The organism is Microbacterium sp. A84 (genome assembly GCF_051842815.1).
GTDB lineage: Bacteria > Actinomycetota > Actinomycetes > Actinomycetales > Microbacteriaceae > Microbacterium.
Genome location: NZ_JBPXMS010000001.1, coordinates 385,274 through 404,494 on the forward strand (window position 1 = coordinate 385,274; position 19,221 = coordinate 404,494).

A 19,221-nucleotide genomic window follows, 5' to 3' on the forward strand; every position below is an offset into this window, starting at 1 on the left:
CGTACACGAAGCTTTGGGAATCTTTGGAACGGATGGCGGCGGGAGGGAAGAGGATTCGACCACGCTTGCTCATGGGCGCGTATGAGGCGCTCGGAGGTATCGACGAGCGTGTTGCGGTGGATGCCGCATGCGCGATGGAACTTCTACATATCGCTCTTGTGATCCACGACGACGTCATCGACAAAGACTTGATGCGTCGCGGCGAGATGAATATCTCTGGACGGTTCGCATCGGAAGCGATGCTCCGTGGAACCACGCGAAGGGACGCAAATGCCTGGGGCGAAGCATCATCGCTACTTGCCGGTGACCTCATGCTCACCCTCGCTCATTCACTTCTCGCGCGGCTCGACATCCACGACGAGCGACGGCAAGCAGTTCTCGATGTTTTCGACGACACCGTCTTCGAGAGCGCAGCGGGAGAACACTACGACGTTTGGCTCAGCATGCGTCTCCAGCAGGCGACTGCGCAGGATGTTCTGGCGATGGTTGATCAGAAGACCGCCGCGTATTCCTTTCAAGCCCCCCTTATACTGGCCGCGATTCTTGCCGGCTCCACTACGAGTGTCATCGACGAGCTGACGGCCATCGCCCGGCGGATCGGTGTGATCTACCAATTGCGCGATGACGTACTCGGCTTATTCGGCGATGAACGAGAAACGGGGAAATCGACCATCAGTGACCTGCGTGAAGGGAAAGAAACCCTCCTGATCGCATACGCACGCTCTGACGTGGCGTGGGCGGAGGTCGAATCCCTCTTCGGCGACAGCGCACTCAGTGTCGCCGACAGTCGTCGGCTCAAGCGGGTGATCGAAGAATCAGGAGCACTCGTTTTTGTGGAATCCTTCATCACTGAGCGTTGTGATGAGGTCTACCAGCTGGTCCAGGAAGCGGCTCTGCCCGCAGCGCTGAAAAGCCAGCTGCTCACCTTGACCTCCGCCTGCAATTCGCGTGTCTCATGAAAATCACAGACCTCGATCTCTACAACGCGACGGCAACTGCCGCCGCCTCAACCGTCATCCGTGAATACTCGACATCGTTCGCGTGGGCTAGCCGTCTGCTTGATGCCCCCGCACGGGATCACATAGCGCGCATCTACGCACTGGTGCGCATCGCCGATGAGCTTGTCGATGGTCCGGCAGAGATGGCCGGAGTAGATACGCGAACGCGCGCAGTGCTGCTCGATGAACTCGAAGCAGAGACCGAACGAGCTCTGCGGCTGGGCTTCAGCACAAACCTTGTGGTGCACGCGTTCGCGTTGAGCGGGCGCGAATACGGGATCGGCATGGACCTGTGCCGACCGTTCTTCGCGTCGATGAGACGAGATCTCGAACCCGCGGTGTTCAACCAGACTGAGCTCAACGACTATATCTACGGCTCTGCCGAAGTCGTCGGACTCATGTGCCTGGCAGTCTTCGAATCCGGCATGAATCGCGAAGACGACGAGCGCGGGCGGCTCGATTGCGGTGCACGCAGCCTCGGCGCAGCGTTTCAGAAGGTCAACTTCCTCCGCGACTTCGCCGGCGATCATGACGACCTCGGCCGCGCATATTTCCCCGGGACGGAGAACGAACTGACGGAGGCGGCCAAAGCCGACATCGTTGCATCCATCAGGGACGACTTGCATGTCGCGGATGATTCGATTCCGCTTCTGGCTCCAGGTTGTCGGGCGTCAGTATGGGCGGCGCGGGCAATGTTCGGTGAGCTCACCGACCGCATTGAGTCGACACCGGTGTCCGAGCTGATCAGCACCCGGGTGCGCGTTCCGAACTCCGTGAAAGCACGGATCCTGGCTCGTGCGCTCGCGATGAAGGCAATCCGGTGAAGGCGTCGCGCGTCATCGTCATCGGCGGAGGGGTCAGCGGGCTCGCCACCGCCTGTCTTCTTGCACGTGACGGACATCAGGTGACGGTTCTCGAGAAGAACAGCGAACTCGGTGGAAGGGCAGGGTCGTGGGAGCAGGACGGACTCACCTTTGACACCGGTCCCTCCTGGTACCTCATGCCCGAGGTCTTCGAACACTTCTATCGCATGATGGGCACGACAACGACGGAGCAGCTCGACCTGGTGCCACTTCAACCTGGCTACCGCATTTATGGCGAGCCGGAAGGGCGAGAGGCAGAGGGCCCTATCGATGTGAGTTCGGGAGCGGATGCGGCCGCCGCACTGTTCGAGAGCCGTGAACGCGGGGGAGGCGACCGTATTCGCAGGTATCTTGTGTCGGCGACCAGGACCTATCACGCGGCGGTGAGCTCGTTCCTCTACAACCCGTTTTCTTCATGGCGAGACTTTCTGTCGGCGAAGGTGCTCAGTTCCGTGCCCGCCGTTCTCCCGCTGCTCACGCGTTCGCTGTGGTCTTTCATCGCGCGCCGCTTCCGTGATGTGCGCCTGCGCCAGATCCTCGGTTACCCCGCGGTGTTCCTCGGCACATCACCGTTTGACGCACCCGCGCTGTACCAACTGATGAGTCACATGGACCTGGTGGATGGGGTCAAATACCCGCTCGGCGGATTCCGAAGCTTCGTCACCTCTCTCGTCGAGATCGCACGCGAGAATAACGTCGAAATTCTCACCGACAGCGATGTCCTCGCCATCACCAGTGAGAACGGCTCCGTTCGCTCAGTCGATTTCGAGAGAGACGGTCAGATGCGGCGGTTTAACGCCGACATCGTCGTTTCGGCGATCGACGAACACCACACCGAGACGGTACTGCTCAAGGAAGCCGACCGTTCCTACCCACAGAAGCGGTGGGACAAGCAGGTCTCTAGCCCGAGCGCCGTGCTCATCATGCTGGGTGTCGAAGGGGCACTGCCGGAACTGCTGCATCACACGCTGTTCTTCTCCAACGACTGGCACGACAACTTTGAGGCGATCTTCGGAACGTCGACGCGTATTCCTAAGGCGCCGTCACTGTATGTCTGCAAGCCGAGCGCGACCGACGACGATGTGGCCCCGGATGGCCATGAGAACCTGTTCGTGCTCATTCCGCTGCCACCGGACACCACCATCGGGCATGGCGGAACTGGCTCCTCTGGCGATGAGCTGGTGACTGCAGTCGCTGACCGTGCCATCGACCAGATCGCCACGTGGGCGGACATCCCCGATCTAGCGTCGCGTGTCGTAGTGCGACGTACCGTGGGTCCTGCGGACTTCGCCGATCAGTTCAACACGTTCCGAGGAAGCGCTCTCGGACCTGCCCACACATTGGGCCAGAGTGCGTTCTTCCGCGGCGTGACTCGCTCCCGTCGGGTTGGTGGTCTCTTCTACACCGGTGCGACCTCCGTGCCGGGCGTCGGGTTGCCGATGTGTCTCATCAGCGCAGAACTGGTTCTCAAGCACGTGCGAGGCGACCACTCGCCAGGACCGCTGGAGGAATCATGAGCGGTGTCTATGCGGCATCGCTGCTTGTCAGTGCAGCGTGTCTTGTGCTGCTCGACCTGCGCTTCGCGCTCGTGTTCCGCCGTAGCCCGCTGCTCGGGGGAGCGGTGCTCGTCATCGGCGTGGTTTTCTTCATTGCTTGGGATGCGGTGGGCATCGGTCTCGGAGTGTTCCGGCATCTCGATTCACGATGGGCGACTGGCATTCTTCTGGCGCCGGAGTTCCCGGTCGAAGAACTCCTTTTCCTGGGGTTCCTCTGCTACCTCACGCTCATTCTGCTGAGCGGCTGGCAACGCTGGCGAGAGAGGGAGGACAACCGATGACATACCTGGTCATGTCACTGCCGTTCGTCGGCGCAGCATTCATCGTCTTCACTGTCGGTGTCGCTCATGCGGGGCGGCGAGGAACCGTGGGGCGCTACTTCTCCTCCTGGGCGGTGACGACGGCCGCGCTCATGGTGCTGACTGCCGTGTTCGACAACGTGATGATGGCGGCCGGATTCTTCGATTACGGCGCCGATGAGATCTCCGGCATCCGGTTCGGTCTCATGCCTGTAGAGGACTTTCTCTATCCGATTGCCGGCGCTCTGCTGATTGCCGGAGTGTGGCAGCTGTTCGGCGGAGCACAAGAGAGGAGAGCTGGCACCGATGTCTGAAGGCTCGTCCACGATTCGCACGTTGCTCACCGCCTCACGGCCGCTGAGCTGGATCAACACGGCGTACCCATTCGCCGCCGTCTACTTTCTGACGACCGGGAGCATCGACGTGTCGTTGGTGGTCGGCACCATCTTCTTCCTCGTGCCGTACAACCTGGCGATGTACGGCGTGAATGACGTGTTCGACTATGAGTCCGACCTGGCGAATCCCCGAAAAGGCGGCGCTGAGGGCGCGAAGCTGCCACCCCGACTACACCGGGCGACTCTCTTGGCTTCCTCGGTGCTCGTTGTGCCATTTGTCATCACTCTCGTGGTCCTCGGTTCTGATCGACCGATCTCCTGGCTCATCTTGGCCGTAAGTCTCTTCGCTGTCCTTGCGTACTCGGTGCCCGGACTGCGATTCAAGGAAATCCCGGTGCTCGACTCGATCACCTCGAGTACCCACTTCGTCACACCGGCGCTTTACGCGCTCGCCCTCGCGGGGACGACGATCACCCCCGCGATTGTCGTGACCATGCTCGCGTTCTTCTGTTGGGGCATGGCAAGTCATGCGTTCGGCGCTGTGCAGGACATCGTGCCTGACCGCGAGGCAGGCATCGGCTCCATCGCCACAGCCCTCGGCGCCATGACGACCGTCAGAATCGCGGTGGTGCTGTGGGCGGCCGCCGGAATCCTCATGCTCTTCACCCCATGGCCGGCGATCCTGGCCGTGCTGGCCGCGCTGCCTTACATCATCAGCGCCGCACCATATTTGCGCGTAGAGGATGCGAACTCAGGAACTGCGAACCGCGCCTGGCGCCGCTTTCTCGGCATCAACTACGCAGTGGGATTCGCAATCACCTTGCTGCTCATCGTCTGCACGATGGAAGGACTTTTCTCATGACCCATGTGCTCGTCACCGGCGCGACCGGGTATATCGGTGGACGTCTGGTTCCCCAGCTGCTTGACGCCGGCTACGAGGTGAGCGTGTACGTTCGTGCCCCGTGGAAGCTGCGAGATGTCCCGTGGCGGGAACGAGTAAGTGTGTTCAAAGGAGACCTGTCAGATCCAGTAGCGACGCGTCGCGCGATGAACGGCGTGGACGTTGCGTTCTATCTCGTGCACTCGATGAGTGCTGGGCGTGACTTCGTGAGCGCAGAGAAAGAGGCCGCGCAGGTCTTCGCTGATGCCGCTTCCGCGGCGGAGGTTAGGAGAATCGTCTACCTCGGCGGTCTGCACCCCGACAATGCCACGCTGTCGAAGCATCTCGCGTCCCGGGCGGCAGTGGGGCAGGTCTTTCTTGGATGCACTGTGCCAGCAATCGTGTTCCAAGCGGGCATCGTGATCGGATCTGGTTCGGCGTCGTTCGAGATGATCCGCCATCTCACCGAGGTTCTTCCGTACATGCCCGCGCCGCGCTGGGTGCGCAACCATGTGCAGCCCATAGCCATCCGCGACGTGCTCCGTTACCTGGTGCAGGCCGTCTCTATCGAAGAAGAGCTCAACCGAACCTTCGATATCGGCGGCCCAGACACCCTGCGCTACGGGCAGATGATGAATGGCTATGCAGTCGAAGCCGGGCTTCCTCAACGACACATCGCAGCGCTACCCGTGCTCACGCCGTGGCTCGCATCTCAGTGGGTGAGCCTGGTGAGCCCTGTTCCTCGCCAGATTGCTGTGCCGATCATCGCATCACTTCAGAACGACTGTGTCGTGGAAGAGACCGACATCGACAGATACATCGCGTTGCCTGAGGAAGGACTCATCCCATATCGGACATCAGTCCGGCTGGCACTCACTCGTGAGGCTGAGGGGCAAGTCGAAACGAGCTGGCAGAGCGCTACCGTCCCTGGAGCACCGAGTGATCCATTGCCGAGTGATCCGGATTGGGCGGGCCACACCGTCTTCACTGACCTGCGCGAGCGTGAGAGCACTGCATCCACAGGCGCTGTGTGGGACGTGATCGAGGCGATCGGCGGCGAGAAGGGATGGCATTCATTCCCGCTGGCATGGGCGGCACGCGGGTGGATCGACCGGATCGTCGGTGGAGTCGGTATGCGACGTGGCAGACGACATCCATCGCGAGTGAACAGCGGTGACGTAATCGATGTGTGGCGGGTTGAGTCGATCAATCGGGGACGCATGCTGCGTCTGCGGGCCGAGATGCGGATGCCTGGTCGCGGATGGCTCGAGCTGGGAGTGGAGCCGACCGAGAACGGAAGTCGCTACCGCCAGCGCGCCGTCTACTTCCCGAAGGGGCTCACCGGCCGGTTGTACTGGGCCGTCCTTCTACCGTTCCACGGCATCATCTTCAACGGCATGGCCGCCAGCATCCTGCGTGACGCCGAGCAGGCGATGGTGGATGCAACATGAGGCTGTGGTCGATGCATCCTCGGTACTTCGACCGCCAAGCGCTTACAGCGTGCTGGCGCGAGGGACTCCTCGCCCAAGCGGTGATCACGGAACCCGGTCGAGGCTACTCTCGCCATCCTCAACTGCGGCGCTTTCAGCAGATGGAGAATCCGCGAGCGGCGATCGGCGACTACCTCGGCGCCATCGTCGACGAAGCAGACGCGCGCGGTTATCACTTCGCCAGCGGAAAGATTCGAACTGTGGGTGCTGAAGCACGGCTGACAGTCAACGACGCGCAGCTCGCGTACGAGTGGACGCATCTTCTCACCAAGCTGCAACTACGCAGCCCCAACGTATGGGAACGCTGGGACAGCATCGCGTTCCCCGACCCGCATCCGAGTTTCATCGTCGTCGACGGACCAATCGCAGACTGGGAGAAAGTCGATGCGCGCCCCACCACGGGGGAGTCTCTCAGTCTGAGAAACGCCAGCGATCTGGAGGAATCATCACCATGAGCAGCACACCTGACCGCCGCGACATGAAACCGCCCGCCGCTTCGGGCGTGCATCTGGAAGACGGTTCTGTCGTTCCGGGCGCCACGGAGGCGGCGCGGAGCGGTCCAGAACACGCCACCCGGCCGATGAACTACGACGCGGTCCTCCTCTCAGGGTTCGGTGGCCCCGAAGGGCAAGATGACGTTCTGCCGTTCCTGCGGAACGTCACTCGCGGGCGAGGTATCCCCGATGAGCGGCTCGAAGAAGTCGCGCACCACTATCGGCAGTTCGGCGGGGTCAGCCCCATCAACGAGCAAAACCGCCAACTCAAGCGGGCGCTCCAGGATGCGCTTTCACAGGCAGGCCTCGACCTGCCTGTGTACTGGGGCAACCGCAACTGGGCTCCGTATCTCGACGAGGCACTCGCGCAAGCTGCGCGGGACGGCGTCCGGACGATGATCGCGATTCCGACAAGCGCGTACTCGTCGTACTCGTCGTGTCGTCAATACCGTGAGGACTGGGCTGATGCCTTGGAAGCCACAGGGCTGCAACGGACGCTCCAGATCGACAAGGTTCGGCAGTTCTTCTCACACCCGGGCTTCATCCAGCCCTTCATCGATGGGGTGCGCGAAGGCGTGGCAGAAGCAGTGAAGGAGGGTCACGAATTCTCGCGAATCGAGGTGCTGTTCTCCACGCACAGCATTCCGACAGACGATGCAGCTCGATCCGGCGCCGGCCTTTTCGCCGACGTCGATGGGGGAGGCTACGCCGCGCAACACCTCGCAGTCGCTGAGGACGTCATCGCCAAAGCCGCGCCGGGAATCTCATGGCAACTCGTCTACCAGTCGCGATCCGGCCCGCCATCGCAGCCCTGGCTCGAGCCCGACATCAACGATGCGCTCGAAGCGCTCCAAGGACGCACCGCGGTGTTGATCGTCCCCGTGGGGTTCATCAGCGACCACATGGAGGTCATGTGGGATCTCGACACCGAGGCTCGCGAAACGGCGGGGCGCCTCGGACTGTGGGTCACGCGCACCCCCGCCCCTGGCACGAACCCCGATTTTGTGCAGGCGCTCGTCGACCTCGTGCAGGAAAGATGCTCTGGGCGCCCCGCTCAGCAGCGTGCCAACGCCACGAACATCGGGCCGTGGTTCGACGTGTGTCGTCCGGGCTGCTGTGAGAATCCCCGGCTCGGCTTCAAACCAGCGATTGCCGGCCTGCAACCGTAGTACGCGCGCGAATTCAGTAATCAGCCGGCGACAGCATGTTTCGTCCGCGCCCAGCACCACCTCACTGGAACACGGTCCATGGCTTTTGGGGACCTAGCTCCCTACAGTGCGGCTCGGCCAGTCTGCCAGTATTGAGCATATGTACCCTTTTCGCGCGCCTGAACGCCGTCTCGTCAGGAAAGCCCGCTCGCCCATTATCGCGGCCGGGCTTGCCGTCACGCTCGGCTTCGCCGGCATTGTGGCCGGCCCAGTCGCATCCGCTTCGGCTGCTACCAGTTACCCGGTGACTGCCACCGTGCAAGTCGGCGTCAACCCGAGTGGGGTGGCGGTGAATGCGAGTACGAACACCGTTTATGTGCCCAACCTCGCTAGCGGCACGGTGTCGGTGATTGATGGGGACACGAACACGGTGACCTCGATCGTGCGCGTCGACGGCAACCCGCGCGCAGTGGCGGTGAATGCGATCACGAACACCGTGTACGTGACCGACGGCAACGCGGGCACGGTGTCGGTGATCGACGGGGCCACCAATACGGTGACTACCACCGTGGCCGTCGGCGCTGCTCCGTTCGGGGTAGCGGTGAATGCGACCACGAACACCGTGTACGTGACCAACGTTGACGACAGTACGATATCGGTGATCAACGGGGCCACTAACGCGGTGACCACTACCGTGGCCGTCGACGGTGCTCCGTTCGGGGTAGCAGTGAATGCGACCACGAACACTGTGTACGTGACCACCCTTTTTGGCGGCATGGTATCGGTGCTCGACGGGGGTACTAACGCCGTGACGGCTACCGTGCTCGTCGGCGCCTTTCCGTCAAGTGTCGCGGTGAATGCGAATACGAACACCGCGTATGTGGTCAACGCGATCGATGGCACGGTGTCGGTGATCAACGGGGCCACTAACTCGGTGATCACCACCGTGTCGGTCGGTGATCAGCCGCCCGAGGTGGCGGTGAATGCGAACACGAACACCGTCTATGTCACCAGCCAGAGCGACGACACGGTATCGGTGATCGACGGGGCCACCAACACGGTGACTGCCACCGTGCCTACTGGTAGCGGTGCGGGCGGGGTGGCGGTGAATGTGAACACGAACGCCGCGTATGTGGCCAACTTTTACGGCGACACGGTGTCGGTAATCACCCCGATGACCGTGCCGGGCGCCCCGACGGATGTCGTGGCGACAGCTGGCGACGGGCAGGCGTCTGTGATCTTCGCCGCACCGACCGCCGGCGGCGGGTCCGCGATCACCGAGTACACGGTCACCGCAACGAACACGACGAATCCGGGTGCTGGCGGACGAACCGCGATCGGTGCTGCCTCCCCACTGACTGTGACAGGTCTGACCAACGGCGACAGCTACACGTTCACGGTCACCGCAACGAACAGCAGTGGCACCGGTGCTGCCTCCGCGGCATCCGATCCAGTCACTCCCTCCGCCCCGGTGACGGTACCCGGTGCCCCGACGGGGGTGTCGGCGACCGCCGGTGACAGGCAGGCGTCTGTGGCTTTCACCGCACCGAGCGATGACGGGGGAGCGGCCATCACGGAGTACACGGTCACCGCGACGAACACGACGAATCCGGATGATGGTGGACAGACCGCGACCGGTGCTGCTTCCCCGCTGGCCGTAATGGGTCTGACGAACGGGGACAGTTACACGTTCACGGTCACTGCAACGAACAGCGCCGGCACGGGTGCGGCTTCTGCGGCATCCGAGCCCGTGACGCTGGTGGTACCTCCGGTAGTGCCTATCCCGGTAGTGCCGACACCGGAACCAACGCCTGCTCCCGTTGTGCCTGTCCCGGTGGTACCGACACCGGAACCCACACCGGTGCCGACACCGGAACCGACACCGGCTCCCGTTGTGCCCGCACCGGTAGTGCCGTCGCCCCCGCTGCCGACACCGACTCCCACACCTGTTACACCCGCCCCGGTGAAGCCGGCGGCTACGCCAGCTGATCCATCGTTGGCCGCGACTGGTTCGGACCCTGCGCTGCCAATGGGGCTGGCAGGACTTCTGCTCATGACCGGCTTGGCAGTGTTCGGCGCCGCACGGCTGCACAATCGTGCAAAGAAGCCACATATCGGCTAGCCGGCGACGAGATCGCGGCCAACCAGCACGCCGAGCACTCAGCACGCTGGTTGGCCGATGGCACTGACGGCGCGAGGCAACGTCAGGATGTGTGAGATGATTGATGAGTTCACGCGTCGTCCCTTCTAGACGAACGTGATCGCCGCTCCCGGGGGCTTCCACCCTTCGGGAGCACTTTCGTTAACAGGGTGATCCCCTCGCTGATGGGCGCAGTGAAGCGCAGATCCCCGGCGGATGCATGTCCCCACTGCTCAGGCGAGTAATCTGGGTGGTGACCTAATGGAGTGATCTGTGCCTGAAAATGCCCAGCCGAGTGACGGCTTCGCCTTGTTCTCTGACCGATCCGTCGTCGCCATGCGCGTCAACGGCGAACTGAAGGATCTCGCGGCCACCGTGACCGAGACCGATCAGGTCGAACCTGTCACGATCGAGAGCGAAGACGGACTCGCGATCCTGCGCCACTCCACGGCCCATGTTCTCGCCCAGGCAGTACAGCGGATCAACCCGCAGGCCAACCTCGGCATCGGCCCGCCGATCACCGACGGCTTCTACTACGACTTCGGCGTCGATACTCCGTTCACACCGGAAGACGTCAAGGCGATCTCGAAAGAGATGCAGCGCATCGTCCGCGAGGGTCAGCGCTTCACCCGTCGCGTCGTCACCGACGACGAGGCACGGGCAGAGCTTGCCGACGAGCCCTTCAAACTCGAACTCATCGGACTCAAGGGCGGCAGCAGCGAAGCCGCTGAAGGCGCCTCCGTCGAGGTCGGCGCCGGCGAGCTGACGATCTACGACAACGTGAACAAGGACGGCGAGGTCATCTGGAAGGATCTTTGCCGCGGCCCGCATCTTCCGAGCACCCGCATGATCGGCAACGGCTGGGACCTCACCCGCATTGCCGCGGCCTACTGGCGCGGCAGCGAGAAGAACCCCCAGCTGCAGCGCATCTACGGCACTGCCTGGCCCACGAAGGACGAGATGCGCGCCTATAAGGAGCGCATCGCCGAGGCCGAGCGCCGCGACCACCGCAAGCTCGGCGTCGAGATGGACCTCTTCTCCTTCCCCGACGAGATCGGATCGGGCCTCGCGGTCTTCCACCCCAAGGGTGGAATCATCCGCTACGAGATCGAAGAGAATCTGCGCCGGCACCTGCTGCGTAACGGCTACGACGTCGTCAACAGCCCACACATCACCAAGAAGGATCTGTTCGAGACCTCCGGTCACCTGCAGACCTACGCGGACGGCATGTTCCCGCCGATGCACCTCGATGAGGTCACCGACGAGGACGGCAACATCACCCGCCAGGGCCAGGACTACTACCTGAAGCCGATGAACTGCCCGTTCCACAACCTCATCTACCGCTCCCGCGGACGCTCATACCGTGAGCTGCCGCTGCGTCTGGCCGAGTTCGGAACCGTCTATCGCTACGAGAAGAGCGGAACGCTGTCCGGCCTCACTCGCGTGCGCGGTCTCACCCAGGATGACGCGCACATCTACGTCGCCCAGGATCAGGTACAAGAAGAACTCACCACGAACCTCAATCTCGTGCTCGATCTGCTGCGCGATTACGGTCTGAACGACTTCTACCTCGAGCTATCCACCAATGAAGAGGGCAACCCGAAGTTCCTTGGCGAGCCAGCGCAGTGGACCAGCGCCATCGAGTCGCTGCGTGAGGTTGCTGTGGCATCCGGACTCGAGCTCGTCTCCGACCCTGGCGGAGCGGCCTTCTACGGCCCGAAGATTTCGGTTCAGGCACGCGACGCCATCGGCCGCACCTGGCAGATGTCGACGATCCAGCTGGACTTCAACCAGCCAGAGCGCTTCGACCTGGAATACACCGGATCCGACGGACAGAAGCACCGGCCCGTCATGATCCACCGTGCGCTGCTCGGTTCTGTGGAGCGGTTCTTCGCGATCCTCCTCGAGCACTATGCGGGCGACTTCCCCGTCTGGCTCGCACCGATGCAGGTCGTCGGTGTGCCCGTCGCAGAGCAATATGGCGAGTACCTGGACGGCGTCATCGCGCAACTGCGTGGAGGCGACGTGCGCGCGGAGGTCGACCACTCCGACGATCGCATGCAGAAGAAGATCCGCAACCACACCACCTCGAAGGTGCCGCTGATCCTCATCGCCGGCGAGCAGGACAAGGAAGCCGGCACCGTCTCGTTCCGCTTCCGTGACGGCACCCAGCAGAACGGTGTGCCGATTGCGGATGCTGTGGCGCGCATCCGTGCGGCGATCGACTCGCATGCTCTCGTGCACACTGCGGAGGATCTGGCGTGACCGACGGGGATGCTGTCGAGGATGCCGCGCACCTTGCTGGCGTCCCTGACGATTTTCAGAGACTGTGGACTCCGCACCGGATGGCGTACATCCAGGCGGGGCCAGAGCCGCTGCGCGAAGAATGCCCGTTCTGCGAGGCGCCGAAGCATCCTGACGCCGTGCGTCTCATCGTCGCGCGAGGTGAGACCGCCTATGTGCTGCTGAACCTGTTCCCGTACAACTCCGGTCACCTGCTGGTCTGCCCGTATCGCCACATCGCGACCTACGACCAGGCGACGCCGCAGGAGGTCTCCGAGATCGGCGAGCTCACTCAGATCGGGATGCGCGTGCTCCGCGAGGTCTCGAACTGTGATGGTTTCAACTTGGGCATGAACCAGGGCGCGGTTGCCGGAGCGGGCGTCGACGGGCACCTGCACCAGCACATCGTGCCGCGGTGGCAGTCCGATGCGAACTTCTTCCCGATCATCGCCAAGACGAAGGCGCTCCCGCAGCTGCTCGGTGAGGTGCGTGAGGCCGTCGCGAACGCCTGGCCGACGCCTTCCGCTGGCTAGGCCGGGCCTAGCGAACCTGGCGCGCGGTGAACTGCAGCTTCGGGTGTGCGTAGGATTCCTGCGCCTCGATCAGCTTCAGTTCACGGTCGCCGGAATCCAGCGTGAGCTTCAGCAGATCGAAAACACTCGACGCCGTGCGCTCCAGCGCGATCTTGGCGCTGCCGGTTTCGACGTAATGTGCCGTGAACAGCGCCGCAGTGACATCGCCGGAGCCGTTGGCCTTCATCGGCAGGTACGGCGTCTGCACGATCCATGCGCCGGCACTGTCGGCCGCAAGCATCTCGATCGTGCCCTCTTCGCGGTCGGGGCGCTCAACGCTCGTGACGAGCACGGTGTCCGGACCCATCGCGCGTGCCACATCGACAGAAGCGAGTGTCGACTCGAGAGTGTCGGGTTCGGTGTCGGTGAGGAAGCCCAGTTCGAACTGATTGGGAGTGATGATGTCGGCCACCGGCACGACGCGCTCGCGCAGCAGCAACGGAATCGCGGGTGCGACGAAGCATCCGGACTTCGCATTTCCCATCACCGGATCGCACGCATATAGCGCCTTCGGGTTCGCGGCTTTGACACGCGCAACGGCGTCAATGATCACGTCTCCGATGCCTTCGCCACCCTGGTAGCCGGAGAGAATCGCGTCGACCTCGCCGAACATGCCGCGCTCTTCGATGCCGGTGATGACATCCGCGACGTCGGCGGGTGCGATCAGTGGCCCGCGCCACGAGCCGTAACCGGTGTGGTTAGAGAAGTTCACCGTGTTCACGGGGATCACATCGACGCCGATGCGCTGCAGGGGGAACACCGCTGCGGAGTTGCCCACGTGGCCGTAGGCGACAGCTGACTGGATCGAGAGGATCTTCATCCCTCGATCTTCTCACTGCTGAGGGCTGCGCTCGTGCACATCACCGTACGGCGGAGGCAATATCAGAGATCAGTTGCTCGGCATCCTCCGGAGAGAGATCATGCACGGTGAGCCTGAGATGGTGCGATGGTGCGTCCCGCTCCGACAGTGAGAATCCGTCGCCCGTGCGCACCAACCAGCCGCGCCGCATGAGCCGCTCCGACACCGTATGCGCGCGAATCGGCAACTCGACCCAGAGGTTCATGCCGTCGGCGTAATGGGTGCTGATCCCGTGTGCCCTGAGACGCGCGGCGAAGGCGGAATTGCGCTCGGCGTAATGCTCGCCAGCCGTGCGAATCGACGCGCGCACCTCGCTGTCGCTCAACAGGCCCAGCGCCAGGCGCTGTAGCAGATGGCTCACCCAGGTCGTCCCGGGGCTGAGCCGCATCGCGAGGCGTTCTGCGGTCTCGGGGTCGGTCGCCGCGATAGCGAGACACATGTCAGGGCCGAGGAACTTCGACACGGAACGCAGCAGCGCGAATCTCTTGTGCTCAGGGCCAATCAGGCTCTCGTATGGCTGGGCGGACAGCATCGAGAAATGATCGTCTTCGATGATCAATACGTACGGATGCTCGGCCAGTACGGCGCGCAATGCGACGGCCCGTTCGGGGGAGAGGCTCGCACCTGTCGGGTTCTGCGCGCGCGGGGTGCAGATGACGGCGCGTACGCCGGCAGCCAATGCCGCGCGCAATCCAGCGACCGTCATCCCCTCCGCATCGACCGGCACCGGCACCGCTCGATATCCACCGAGACGCACGGTGTGGATGCTGGCGAGGAAGCACGGATCCTCGAGCGCCACGGCGTCATCTCGGGTCAGCGCCTGCGCCAGCAGACGCTCGACGGCATCCACCGCCCCGCTGGTAATCGTGATGCGGAAATCCGCCGAGGGCAGATCTGGGGCGACCCACTCACGTGCCCAAGCATCCAAAGCCCTGTCGATTACGGGCTCACCGTAGAGCACGGGGCGACCCGTGACGCTCGCCAGCACAGGGGATGGATCGGGGATGAGACGCGGATCGGGGTTACCGGTGCCGACATCGCGCAGAACGGTGTCGGCGGCGTAGCCCTCCTGGGCGACCGAGTCGTGTTCGACGAGCATGGTGCCGGCGCGTCCCCGGCTGACCACAAGCCCCGCTTGAGCGAGTTGACGGTACGCGGCGACGGTGGTGTTGCGGTTGACGCCCAGACGTGTGGCGAGTTCGCGTACCGGCGGCAGAACGGTACCGGGGCGCAAGACACCGCGCTCGCGGAGCGCTCGCACGCTCATCGCAATATCGGCGGCTGTCGTGCCTGTGATCTCGTCGTTCATGTCACCTCTCGACATCTGAGTCTAGAGGGCTTGCGCGTAGTGCTATCTTTTGGCATAGATCAAAGTTGATGTTTGGATACCCGAAAGGATCAGCTCATGGCTGCAGACCAGAATCCCACCACAGGATCGGCTCGCGTCAAGCGCGGTTTTGCCGAGATGCTCAAGGGCGGCGTGATCATGGACGTCGTCACTGCGGAGCAGGCCAAGATTGCCGAGGATGCCGGCGCTGTCGCCGTCATGGCGTTGGAGCGGGTGCCCGCAGACATTCGCGCGCAGGGTGGCGTCTCGCGGATGAGCGACCCCGACATGATCGACAGCATCATCAACACGGTGTCGATCCCGGTGATGGCGAAGGCGCGCATCGGACACTTCGTCGAAGCTCAGATCCTCCAGGAGCTCGGAGTCGACTACATCGACGAATCCGAGGTCCTGTCGCCCGCCGACTATGTGAACCACATCGACAAGTGGGGCTACACCGTTCCCTTCGTCTGCGGTGCGACCAACCTCGGCGAGGCGCTGCGCCGGATCAATGAGGGCGCGGCGATGATCCGCTCCAAGGGCGAGGCAGGCACGGGCGACGTCTCTGAGGCGACGAAGCACATCCGTACGATCACCAGCGAGATCAACGTTCTGCGCTCGAAGACGAAGGACGAGCTCTACGTTGCGGCAAAGGAACTGCAGGCGCCTTATGACCTCGTCGCCGAGATTGCGGCCACCGGCAAGCTGCCGGTCGTGCTGTTCGTCGCCGGTGGCGTGGCCACCCCAGCAGACGCGGCGATGATGATGCAGCTCGGCGCTGACGGCGTATTCGTCGGATCCGGCATCTTCAAGTCGGGAAACCCGGCCGAACGGGCCGCGGCGATCGTGAAGGCCACCACCTTCTACGATGACGCCAAGGTCGTCGCCGAGGTCTCTCGCGGTCTGGGCGAAGCGATGGTCGGCATCAACGTGTCGGATCTGCCCGCACCGCACCGACTTGCCGAGCGTGGCTGGTAACCGACCGCGCATCGGGGTGCTCGCCCTGCAGGGCGATGTGCGCGAGCACGAGCAGGTGCTGTCGTCCCTCGGCGCGGATGTTCTGCGTGTGCGCCGCGCCGAGGACCTCGCGCTGGTGGACGCTCTCGTGATTCCCGGTGGCGAGTCATCCGTGATCGACAAGCTGTCGCGCCTGTTCGGTCTGCAGCAGCCGATTCGCGATGCGATCGCCGACGGGATGCCGATGCTCGGTACTTGCGCCGGTCTCATCATGCTCGCCGACACCGTGGTGGATGCCATCGACGGGCAGGAGTCGTTCGGCGGGCTCGATGTGGTCGTCAGGCGCAACGCGTTCGGGCGCCAGGTCGAATCGTTCGAAGCAGAACTGGATGTGCCTGCGCTCGGCCCGGTGCCAGTGCGAGCCGCCTTCATCCGCGGTCCGGTCGTGGAATCGGTGGGAGCCGGTGCGACCGTGATGGCGGCACTGGAAGATGGCAGGGTCGTTGCGGCCTCGCAGGGGAACCTGATCGGTCTGAGCTTTCATCCGGAGATTACTGGGGAGACCCGCTTCCACGAGCAGCTGCTGGCTCTCGCCGCAGAACGCGCCGCGACCACGCTGTAGCGTGGCGGAATGCGATTGCCGATCGGATCAACGGATGTCAGCGCCAGTGGCGGAAACGCCGAACTCATCGGTCGATGCGGTTCGGGCTGGAAACGCATATCCGACAGTGGAATGACTCTGGCCGCGGCGATCGCGCTCCTCGACACCGGTAATCACGACGGCGCGCACGTCGATTTCGTGCGGCAGGATGCGGTGCCGTCCGCCAGCGTTGACTCTCCGCGATTCGCACCAGGAGAGGGGATTCTCTGGCGCTACGGACGCTACATCGAGACAGCGCGCGTGATTCGTGACGACGCACGGGGCCTGGTCGTCTGGATACCGTCCGGCTCGGCGCGACTGGAATCAGTGCCGGCTGATGGCCGTCGAACCCGTGACGTGCCTTTGGAGGAGCGCTTCAGCGTCCCATGGGTGACCAGGGAGTCCACGTGGACAGGGCCCGGTGTGGTGCGCGTCGCCCCGACTGGCAGGCCATGGTCGGTCTGGTTCTTCCGTCAAATAGATGGCACTCCGGCTGGTGCGTATGTAAACCTGGAGCTGCCGCACCGGCGCGTGGCCGGTGACCCCGGCGGAATCGTCTCCCGCGACCTCGTCCTGGATCTGTGGATTGATGCCGAGCATCCAGGGTCAGAGGACATCTGGTTGAAGGATGCCGACGAACTGGTCGCCGCTGTCGAGCAAGGGCGGTTCACCGCAGAGCAGGCGGAGGCCGTGCGCTCGCTCGCCGATCACGCCGGGCAGGAGCTCGTCGCTTCGGGCGGCTGGCCACTCGACGAGGGCTGGGATGTGTGGGCACCAGACGCGGCGATGGACGTGCCGGTGGCGCTGCCGGTCAATGCGGACATGGACGCCGCGCGCCTGAGATCCGGGCGCACCAGCCTCGAGGGCTGACAGGTACGCGTCCCACGCCCTGAGACCGGACGCTACGCCTCGATGAGGCGGCGGAACGCCGCCAGCGTGCGATCGATGTCGTCGCCGGTGGTCGCCCAGGACGACATCGAGCAACGCAGCGCAGTGCGACCCCTCCACTGCGCTCCGGTCACGGCGGCGGTGCCGTCGGCGAGGATCGCTTTGCCCAATGCGCGGGTGGCCTCATCTGAGCCGAGGCAGAACATGACCTGTGTGTAGTCGACATCATTGAGCACCTCGACGCCGTCGATAAATGACAACCCCGCTGCCATCGCGACGGCATTCGCATGCAGACCTTCAATCAGCCCGGCGATCCCGTCCCGTCCGAGCGCACGCATCGCCGCCCAGGCTGGAACACCGCGTGCGCGTCGGGAGAGCTCCGGAGTGACATCCCACGGGTCCAGGCCGGAATAGATCAGATAGTCACCGCCGGTACGGAAGGCTGCGATCGAGTCCGCCGGGTCACGTACGATCGCCATTCCACAGTCGTACGGCACGTTCAGCGTCTTATGCGCATCCGTCGCCCATGAATTGGCGCCTTCGATGCCTGCCGTCAGGTGGCGAAGCGATGCGGATGCCGCAGCCCACAGCCCGAACGCGCCGTCGATGTGCACCCAGGCATCGTGGTGCCGGGCGATCGGGATCAGGGTGTTGAAATCGTCGAACGCACCGGTGTGCACCTCACCGGCCTGCAGACACACGATCAGCGGGCCGTCCTCTGCGTCGAGTGCCTGTTCCAGCGCCTCCGCGCGCATTCGGCCCTGGTCATCGGAATCGATGACGGTGAATTCTGTGCGGCCGATCCCGAGGAAGCGCGCAGCGCGATCGACGGAGCCGTGGCGGTCAGCGCCGACGACGAACCGGACCTGTGGCGCGGAACGCAGCCCCTGCTCGGCCAGATCCCATCCTGCCCGCGCCAAGACTGCGGTGCGGGCGGTTGCCAGGCATGTGTAGTTCGCGAGTTGCCCACCGGTGACGAACCCGACGCTCGCCGACTCGGGGAGTCCGAACAGCTCCAGCATCCACTGTCCTGCAACACGCTCCATCGCCACCGTCGCCGGAGTCAGCATCGACGATCCCGAGTTCTGATCCCACGCCGAGACGAGCCAATCTGCAGCGAGGGCGGCCGGATGAGTTCCGCCGATGACGAATCCGAAGAAGCGTCCGCCCGGGATGGCGACGAGCCCTGGGCCCGCATACAGAGCCATCTCCTCGACGACAGCAGCAGCGTCCATGCCGTGTTCGGGCAGCGGCCTGCTAAATACCTCCAGCATTTCGTCCAGACTCGCACGCGGCCACACCGGTCGGTCATCCAAAGTCCCCAGGAACTCTGTCGCACGGCGGTGTGCGGTGTCGAGAGCACGCTCTCGCTCATCCATGTGCCTGAGTCTCGCACCAGGCTCCACGGCGAACAAGACCATTTCTCGGCGCGTGCCGCTGCGTTCGCTAGACTGGTCGATGCCTTGGAGGCAACTCCGGGGCTGAACTACGA

Annotated in this window: 18 protein-coding genes; 15 read left to right on the forward strand and 3 right to left on the reverse strand. The window is 63.6% G+C overall.

Features of this window, described 5'->3' with window-relative positions; translation table 11 throughout:
* Window positions 1-32: 32 nt before the first annotated feature.
* From ACSU04_RS01950 to ACSU04_RS02005, 12 genes are all read left to right on the forward strand, one after another.
* Window positions 33-959, forward strand: a complete 927-nt coding sequence (locus ACSU04_RS01950) for a polyprenyl synthetase family protein (RefSeq protein WP_439289402.1) — start codon at window positions 33-35, stop codon at window positions 957-959.
* Window positions 956-1,822 (forward strand): phytoene/squalene synthase family protein, encoded by an 867-nt coding sequence (locus ACSU04_RS01955; RefSeq protein WP_439278156.1) that lies wholly within the window; start codon window positions 956-958, stop codon window positions 1,820-1,822. The genes ACSU04_RS01950 and ACSU04_RS01955 overlap by 4 nt, the downstream gene beginning before the upstream one ends.
* The gene (crtI, locus tag ACSU04_RS01960; protein ID WP_439288264.1) at window positions 1,819-3,378 is read left to right on the forward strand and encodes a phytoene desaturase family protein; all 1,560 of its coding nucleotides are present in this window, start codon (window positions 1,819-1,821) and stop codon (window positions 3,376-3,378) included. Before ACSU04_RS01955 ends, crtI begins: the two co-directional genes overlap by 4 nt.
* Entirely contained in the window at window positions 3,375-3,698 is a 324-nt protein-coding gene (locus ACSU04_RS01965) for a lycopene cyclase domain-containing protein (RefSeq protein ID WP_439288265.1), read from the forward strand. Before crtI ends, ACSU04_RS01965 begins: the two co-directional genes overlap by 4 nt.
* A complete protein-coding gene (locus ACSU04_RS01970; RefSeq protein ID WP_439278159.1) occupies window positions 3,695-4,030 on the forward strand; it encodes a lycopene cyclase domain-containing protein in 336 nt (111 codons plus the stop codon). The genes ACSU04_RS01965 and ACSU04_RS01970 overlap by 4 nt, the downstream gene beginning before the upstream one ends.
* Window positions 4,023-4,913, forward strand: a complete 891-nt coding sequence (locus ACSU04_RS01975; RefSeq protein ID WP_439278160.1) for a prenyltransferase — start codon at window positions 4,023-4,025, stop codon at window positions 4,911-4,913. The genes ACSU04_RS01970 and ACSU04_RS01975 overlap by 8 nt, the downstream gene beginning before the upstream one ends.
* Window positions 4,910-6,382, forward strand: a complete 1,473-nt coding sequence (locus ACSU04_RS01980) for an SDR family oxidoreductase (protein WP_439288266.1) — start codon at window positions 4,910-4,912, stop codon at window positions 6,380-6,382. The genes ACSU04_RS01975 and ACSU04_RS01980 overlap by 4 nt, the downstream gene beginning before the upstream one ends.
* The gene (locus tag ACSU04_RS01985; RefSeq protein ID WP_439278162.1) at window positions 6,379-6,876 is read left to right on the forward strand and encodes a pyrimidine dimer DNA glycosylase/endonuclease V; all 498 of its coding nucleotides are present in this window, start codon (window positions 6,379-6,381) and stop codon (window positions 6,874-6,876) included. Before ACSU04_RS01980 ends, ACSU04_RS01985 begins: the two co-directional genes overlap by 4 nt.
* Before the next feature lie 23 nt (window positions 6,877-6,899).
* Entirely contained in the window at window positions 6,900-8,084 is a 1,185-nt protein-coding gene (locus tag ACSU04_RS01990; RefSeq protein ID WP_439289403.1) for a ferrochelatase, read from the forward strand.
* A 139-nt stretch (window positions 8,085-8,223) separates the two neighbouring features.
* A complete protein-coding gene (locus ACSU04_RS01995; protein ID WP_439288267.1) occupies window positions 8,224-10,185 on the forward strand; it encodes a fibronectin type III domain-containing protein in 1,962 nt (653 codons plus the stop codon).
* 354 nt (window positions 10,186-10,539) lie between these two features.
* On the forward strand, window positions 10,540-12,468 hold the full coding sequence (gene thrS / locus ACSU04_RS02000) for a threonine--tRNA ligase (RefSeq protein ID WP_439289404.1): 1,929 nt from the start codon (window positions 10,540-10,542) through the stop codon (window positions 12,466-12,468).
* On the forward strand, window positions 12,465-13,019 hold the full coding sequence (locus ACSU04_RS02005; protein WP_439288268.1) for an HIT family protein: 555 nt from the start codon (window positions 12,465-12,467) through the stop codon (window positions 13,017-13,019). The genes thrS and ACSU04_RS02005 overlap by 4 nt, the downstream gene beginning before the upstream one ends.
* Window positions 13,020-13,026: 7 nt before the next feature.
* Here the strand turns inward: ACSU04_RS02005 and pdxY are convergent, their stop codons facing one another.
* Window positions 13,027-13,878 (reverse strand): pyridoxal kinase PdxY, encoded by an 852-nt coding sequence (gene pdxY, locus ACSU04_RS02010; RefSeq protein WP_439288269.1) that lies wholly within the window; start codon window positions 13,876-13,878, stop codon window positions 13,027-13,029.
* Window positions 13,879-13,918: 40 nt separating this feature from the next.
* Window positions 13,919-15,226: an aminotransferase class I/II-fold pyridoxal phosphate-dependent enzyme gene (locus tag ACSU04_RS02015; protein ID WP_439288270.1), complete on the reverse strand. Its 1,308-nt coding sequence runs from the start codon at window positions 15,224-15,226 to the stop codon at window positions 13,919-13,921.
* A 96-nt stretch (window positions 15,227-15,322) separates the two neighbouring features.
* On the opposite strand from ACSU04_RS02015, the gene pdxS reads away from it, so the two are divergent.
* Genes pdxS through ACSU04_RS02030 form a run of 3 tightly spaced genes read left to right on the forward strand, consistent with a single transcriptional unit; the run spans window position 15,323 to window position 17,711 of the window.
* A complete protein-coding gene (gene pdxS / locus ACSU04_RS02020; protein ID WP_439278167.1) occupies window positions 15,323-16,222 on the forward strand; it encodes a pyridoxal 5'-phosphate synthase lyase subunit PdxS in 900 nt (299 codons plus the stop codon).
* Window positions 16,212-16,823 carry a pyridoxal 5'-phosphate synthase glutaminase subunit PdxT gene (gene pdxT, locus ACSU04_RS02025; protein ID WP_439288271.1) on the forward strand — a complete coding sequence of 204 codons (612 nt, stop codon included), beginning with the start codon at window positions 16,212-16,214 and terminating at the stop codon, window positions 16,821-16,823. The genes pdxS and pdxT overlap by 11 nt, the downstream gene beginning before the upstream one ends.
* A gap of 9 nt (window positions 16,824-16,832) precedes the next feature.
* A complete protein-coding gene (locus ACSU04_RS02030) occupies window positions 16,833-17,711 on the forward strand; it encodes a DUF402 domain-containing protein (RefSeq protein WP_439288272.1) in 879 nt (292 codons plus the stop codon).
* Between the two features lie 32 nt (window positions 17,712-17,743).
* Here the strand turns inward: ACSU04_RS02030 and ACSU04_RS02035 are convergent, their stop codons facing one another.
* Entirely contained in the window at window positions 17,744-19,108 is a 1,365-nt protein-coding gene (locus ACSU04_RS02035; RefSeq protein WP_439288273.1) for a pyridoxal phosphate-dependent decarboxylase family protein, read from the reverse strand.
* Window positions 19,109-19,221: the final 113 nt, after the last annotated feature.

Excerpts from the sequence above, each read along its gene's own strand:
- ACSU04_RS01995 (WP_439288267.1), top strand. The coding sequence starts at position 8,224 with ATGTACCCTTTTCGCGCGCCTGAACGCCGTCTCGTCAGGAAAGCCCGC.
- pdxS (WP_439278167.1), top strand. The coding sequence starts at position 15,323 with ATGGCTGCAGACCAGAATCCCACCACAGGATCGGCTCGCGTCAAGCGC.
- ACSU04_RS01965 (WP_439288265.1), top strand. The coding sequence starts at position 3,375 with ATGAGCGGTGTCTATGCGGCATCGCTGCTTGTCAGTGCAGCGTGTCTT.
- ACSU04_RS02035 (WP_439288273.1), bottom strand. The coding sequence starts at position 19,108 with ATGGATGAGCGAGAGCGTGCTCTCGACACCGCACACCGCCGTGCGACA.
- ACSU04_RS01950 (WP_439289402.1), top strand. The coding sequence starts at position 33 with ATGGCGGCGGGAGGGAAGAGGATTCGACCACGCTTGCTCATGGGCGCG.
- ACSU04_RS01980 (WP_439288266.1), top strand. The coding sequence starts at position 4,910 with ATGACCCATGTGCTCGTCACCGGCGCGACCGGGTATATCGGTGGACGT.
- ACSU04_RS02030 (WP_439288272.1), top strand. The coding sequence starts at position 16,833 with ATGCGATTGCCGATCGGATCAACGGATGTCAGCGCCAGTGGCGGAAAC.
- ACSU04_RS01955 (WP_439278156.1), top strand. The coding sequence starts at position 956 with ATGAAAATCACAGACCTCGATCTCTACAACGCGACGGCAACTGCCGCC.
- ACSU04_RS01985 (WP_439278162.1), top strand. The coding sequence starts at position 6,379 with ATGAGGCTGTGGTCGATGCATCCTCGGTACTTCGACCGCCAAGCGCTT.
- ACSU04_RS01975 (WP_439278160.1), top strand. The coding sequence starts at position 4,023 with ATGTCTGAAGGCTCGTCCACGATTCGCACGTTGCTCACCGCCTCACGG.
- thrS (WP_439289404.1), top strand. The coding sequence starts at position 10,540 with ATGCGCGTCAACGGCGAACTGAAGGATCTCGCGGCCACCGTGACCGAG.
- ACSU04_RS02015 (WP_439288270.1), bottom strand. The coding sequence starts at position 15,226 with ATGAACGACGAGATCACAGGCACGACAGCCGCCGATATTGCGATGAGC.
- ACSU04_RS01990 (WP_439289403.1), top strand. The coding sequence starts at position 6,900 with ATGAAACCGCCCGCCGCTTCGGGCGTGCATCTGGAAGACGGTTCTGTC.
- pdxY (WP_439288269.1), bottom strand. The coding sequence starts at position 13,878 with ATGAAGATCCTCTCGATCCAGTCAGCTGTCGCCTACGGCCACGTGGGC.
- ACSU04_RS01970 (WP_439278159.1), top strand. The coding sequence starts at position 3,695 with ATGACATACCTGGTCATGTCACTGCCGTTCGTCGGCGCAGCATTCATC.